Below are 1,635 nucleotides of genomic sequence, written 5' to 3'. Positions count from 1 at the left end.
CCGTAGCACGTCGGGAAGAAGCGCCGCTGAGAGGTTATGGCCACGCGCGCAGCCCCAAAATAGCGCAGCGGGTGGCCATAACCGGGTCTCAGGTCTCAACAGTGGTTTTGCGTAAACCACACCGCTGAGGAGATCGGCTATGACCGCCACCCATTCTACCGTTTCGACCTTGCTGGTCGCCATCGACATTTCCAAGCATCGGCACGAGGTGCTGATCGGCATTCCGGGCAAGAAACGCCGCCGTCGTTTGACAGTCATGAACACGCTGGAAGACTTCCAGCGGCTATCTGCGGCCCTCGCCAGCTACGACTTACCGGTTCTGATCGGGTTCGAGGCAACCGGCAATTACCACCGGACGTTGGCGCACCATCTCGGCCAGGCGGGGTTCGAGCTGAAGCTGATCTCCTCCGTCGGTCTGGCCCGAACGCGGGAGGCCTTGCACAACAGTTGGGACAAGAACGATCCGAAGGATGCCCAGGTCATCCTGCACATGCTGGAGATCGGCGCCGTGCAGTTCTTCCATGATCCACTGGTCACCGGCACGGCCGACATCCAGGAACTGTCCAAAACCCACGAGATCGTCTCGCGCTCGAAGACAGAGCTGTGGCACCGCATCCTGACGCATTACCTTCCACTGTATTTTCCCGAAGCCGAGCGCTTCCATCGCAGTTCGCGGACCGATTGGTTCCTGGCATTCCTGGAGAAGTATCCGACACCGCACATGATCTCGGCCATGAGCCGGGATGCTTTTATTGCTGATGCTTGGCAGGTGGTCGGCCGTAAGGTTTCCAAAGAACTCTTGCTTTCAGATATTTACGCCACGGCCGTCGACTCCATAGGACTGCCTGTGCATCCGGCTTCTGACGCCATCCGCATGTTCCGCCTTGTGCTGGCCGAGGGGCGCAGCCTGATCCGCCAGCGCAACGAGATCGAGGCCCGGGCCGTCGAGCTGCTTTCCGATCACCCCGACTACCAGCTTCTGACGACCATCCCAGGCATCGGCCCGATCAATGCCATGACCATCCTGGCCGAAGCCGGTGATCTGCGCCGGTTCCGGCATCACCGCCAGTTCCTGAAGTTCTGCGGGATGGACCTCGCCACCGTCCAGTCCGGCATGTTCCGCGGTCAGAGCAAAATCTCGAAGTACGGCAATGCCCGGCTTCGACGTACGCTCTGGATGGCCGGTCAGACCGCTGTCCTCAAGCGAACCAACAGCTTCCGGGACAAGTTCGAACGCTATATCTCGAAGGATCGACACAATGCTCACCTGCGTCGCAAGGCCTACACCGCGATCGCGGCCAAGATGGCGCGCACCGTACACGCCGTGGTCAAACATGGCGATCCCTATCGCCCCTTCTTTGAGGGGGCGAGCCCAGGCGGAAAGACCTCTCTCTGACAAGAGCCGTGGAGGCAGTTCGCTGACCTCGTAGATAATGTTTGGGCTTTCTGCTTGGGATTTCGGATCTCGTCTTAAGGACGGTGAAGGCCGCCATCGTGCGTACCTTGTGTTTGCTATGGGAGAGACCTATTCTTGACGGCAGAGCCCGTCTGGGCAAATCTGACAGGGCATCCGGTTCGCCGGATGCCCCATGATCTGCTGACCTAAGCAGCCAGATTTTCCCGACGTAGGACGTT

The 1,635-nt window shown here is 59.6% G+C and carries 1 protein-coding gene; it reads left to right on the top strand.

Translation table 11 applies throughout. The annotated features are described in order from the left end of the window. The first annotated feature begins 139 nt into the window (after nucleotides 1-139). Entirely contained in the window at nucleotides 140-1,396 is a 1,257-nt protein-coding gene (locus SM766_RS20850; protein ID WP_368948956.1) for an IS110 family RNA-guided transposase, read from the top strand. The last annotated feature ends 239 nt before the right edge of the window (nucleotides 1,397-1,635 follow it).

Source organism: Pseudophaeobacter sp. A-200-2, assembly GCF_041008815.1.
Lineage (GTDB): Bacteria > Pseudomonadota > Alphaproteobacteria > Rhodobacterales > Rhodobacteraceae > Phycobacter > Phycobacter gallaeciensis_A.
The sequence above is the reverse complement of the archived record's forward strand: the minus strand, read 5'-3'. Positions and strand labels throughout refer to the sequence as shown.

What these genes read in the sequence shown, in the direction of transcription:
- SM766_RS20850 (WP_368948956.1), top strand. Translation starts at nt 140, where the DNA reads ATGACCGCCACCCATTCTACCGTTTCGACCTTGCTGGTCGCCATCGAC.